The organism is Chamaesiphon sp. VAR_48_metabat_403 (genome assembly GCF_031422475.1).
Lineage (GTDB): Bacteria > Cyanobacteriota > Cyanobacteriia > Cyanobacteriales > Chamaesiphonaceae > Chamaesiphon.
This window is the reverse complement of record NZ_JANPLS010000142.1, coordinates 1-2,895: the sequence shown is the minus strand read 5'-3', so window position 1 is coordinate 2,895 and position 2,895 is coordinate 1. Positions and strand designations below refer to the sequence as shown.

General features: G+C 46.7%; 4 protein-coding genes. All 4 read left to right on the top strand.

Going from position 1 to position 2,895, the window contains the following annotated elements; genetic code table 11:
- Positions 1-308 precede the first annotated feature (308 nt).
- A complete protein-coding gene (psbV, locus tag RMO79_RS06845; protein ID WP_310482329.1) occupies positions 309-800 on the top strand; it encodes a photosystem II cytochrome c-550 in 492 nt (163 codons plus the stop codon).
- 9 nt (positions 801-809) lie between these two features.
- Positions 810-962, top strand: a complete 153-nt coding sequence (locus RMO79_RS06840) for a hypothetical protein (RefSeq protein WP_310482328.1) — start codon at positions 810-812, stop codon at positions 960-962.
- Between the two features lie 107 nt (positions 963-1,069).
- Positions 1,070-1,402 (top strand): cytochrome c6 PetJ, encoded by a 333-nt coding sequence (gene petJ / locus RMO79_RS06835; RefSeq protein ID WP_310482326.1) that lies wholly within the window; start codon positions 1,070-1,072, stop codon positions 1,400-1,402.
- 269 nt (positions 1,403-1,671) lie between these two features.
- Positions 1,672-2,895: DNA double-strand break repair nuclease NurA (locus RMO79_RS06830; protein ID WP_310482324.1), on the top strand; the 1,224-nt coding region annotated here is incomplete at its 3' end.

Here is a 2,895-nt window from a genome sequence, read left to right as displayed (position 1 = left end):
ATGAATTGCCCCTACCTGGGAGATTGCTATTGCTAGGCTGAAGGAAAATCTCGATCTTATTTAATCCTTATTCCTTAGTGTTTGAAGTTAGATGATTGTTCGCGGCGCGAACTCCGAACTCCGAACTCCCCGCTCCCCGCTCCCCCCTCATTGTAAATTTTTCTTTACTTTATGAGGAAAAATGGACAGATCTCGACCGGGATAATGAGATGATATAGGTAATATAAGATAGCTGTGGCTTGAGTCTTGAGTTTAGCTGTATTGTGTAATTATCATTTAATCTAAGTTATCTTTTTTGAGGGAGAACCATGTTCAAGCGATTCCTGTTGCTGGCTGTGGCAACCATATTGTTTGCATTCCAAACCTTAGTTACCAGTGCTAACGCCATCGAACTCGATGCGGCGACGCGCACAGTCAAATTGAATGCACAGGGTGAAACTGCCACCCTCAATCTCAAACAAGTCAGTCAAGGTAGACAACTATTTGCTTCGACTTGCGCTCAATGTCATGCTGGTGGTGTCACTAAAACTGACTTTAACGTAGGTTTGAGTCCAGTCGATTTATCTGGTGCGACACCCGCACGCGATAACATCGTGGCACTGGTAGACTACATGCATCACCCAACTACCTACGATGGTGAAACTCCAATTGCGGAGTTACACCCCAGTATGGATAGTGCAGATATCTTCACCGAAATGAAGAATCTCTCTGAGAATGACATGTATGCTATTGCCGGACATATCTTGATGCAGCCCAAGATCGTGGGCGAGCAGTGGGGCGGCGGTAAAACAGTCAGATAAGCGGCTAATGTGGGTATTGCCGTTGGGAGTGACGATCGAGAAATTAGCAAACATGCCATGTCGATCGTCAGTGCATACTTCGACCTCAAACCTTTGGCACTGCCTAAGTTCGAGATTGTCGCAGTATGCAACAATCCACTGGCTAGAACCCTAAATTGTTAAAGTTTCAATACAGATAGGTAGTTATACCGATCGCGATCCAAGCAGATTGGATACAATAGGTGGTTGGTAGTTTATGTTTCTTAATTTTAGATAAGAGGAAAACCGTTTTGAAAAAGCTGATTTCGATCTTCGCAGTAGCGATCGCCTTATTCACAGTCACATTTAGTAGTCCTGCGTTTGCTGCTGAGGTAGCTAACGGTGCCAAAATCTTCAGTGCCAACTGTGCAGCTTGTCATGCTGGTGGCAACAATGTCATCATGGCAAACAAGAATCTCAAAAAAGAAGCTTTGGCAGAATACGGGATGAACTCAGTGGCAGCGATTACCACCCAAGTAACTAAGGGTAAAAACGCCATGCCTGCTTTTGGTGGTAGACTCAGTGCCGCTCAAATCGAAGATGTTGCTACCTACGTTCTAGCTCAATCGGAAAAAGGTTGGTAGTACTTGCGGCGATTTCTGTGCCCGACTGAAGATCCAGTCAGGTAAGTTAATCAACCATAGTGGCTGGTAATTGCTGAAGGTCGATCGAGAAGTTGCTTATATGCTAAGTTATTCTCTATCACAGATCGGCGATCGCCAGCCACTAGCTTTTTAGGGAATAGGGAATAGGGGATAGGAGATGAAAAAATATAGATGCTAGTACTGGGCGGCACAAATTAGGATACATTGTCTACCCCTATTCCCTATTCTCTATCCCCTATTCCTTTCCCATGCTAGATATTAACAAAGTTGCCAAACAATTACCTGGCATCGGGCAACATTTGGTTCGAGAAAATACCGCCAACCAGCACCGCTTACAATTGGCGACAGCTTCGCTCAGACAAGCGATCTCACGGCAACCAGAGCTAGCCGCAATCCACCAACAGTGGGGCAATCGACTGTTTTTTAATACGTCGATTCCTGTCGAACCGCTCGATACCCGCATCGATATTGCCGCACCGCCAGATCGACAAACCGTACTCGCCACAGATGGCTCTCAAATCGCGCCCAGTCATCATGAAATTGCCTACTGCTACCTAATCAACGTCGGTAGGGTGATGATTCATTACGGCCAAAATTTGCACCCCCTCCTTGACAGTATTCCCGAAGTTTTTTACCAGCAAGAAGATTTATATATCTCCCGTCAGTGGGGAATTAGCACCGAAGAATGGTTGGGTTATCGGCGGGCGGTATCGGAGGCGACAGTCCTGGCAGAATTGGGCTGTAACTGGGTCGATCCGCCGTTTGGGTTTGATGATAAAGTAGATCCAAATTCACCCCCCTCACAGCCGCGCGTACCCACCTTAGCGATGGTCGATGGTTCGCTAGTCTACTGGTTTTTAGAACAGTTACCCACCGATGCGCGCGAACAGATTCTCAATCCGATTTTAGCAGCATGGGAAGAGTTGCGGCTAGCGGGGATTCCGATCGTCGGTTATCTCAGTGCTTCTCGGAGCATCGATAATCTCAATCTATTGCGACTATTAACTTGCCCCCACGATGTCCCCGATTGTCCCCTCCACTGTGGCGATGCTACAAAACTCCCTTGTCAGCAATTTGAAGGCTTGCGGGATACGACGTTGTGGAATACCCAGCTAGCTCCAGGACAAAGAAGCTGCTGGTGGAAGAGTACTGCCAAGATTTTGGATTATTACGATGAGGCTCACAAAACTTATTTCTGTTATCTCAATGTTGGCACCGAGATCGCCCGCATTGAAGTTCCTGCCTGGGTAGCTCAAGATGAAGATCTGGCAGATGTGACTTTGAGCATGATTATTTCGCAAGTCAATAAGGGTTATGGCTATCCTGTGGCTCTAGCAGAATCACACAATCAAGCTGTAGTCAGAGGTGCAGATCGATCGAGCTTCTTTGCCCTCCTCGAACGCGAACTAATCAAAACTGGGATCAAAAATGTCGGCACATCCTATAAGGAAACCAGAAAGCGGGGAAGCGTG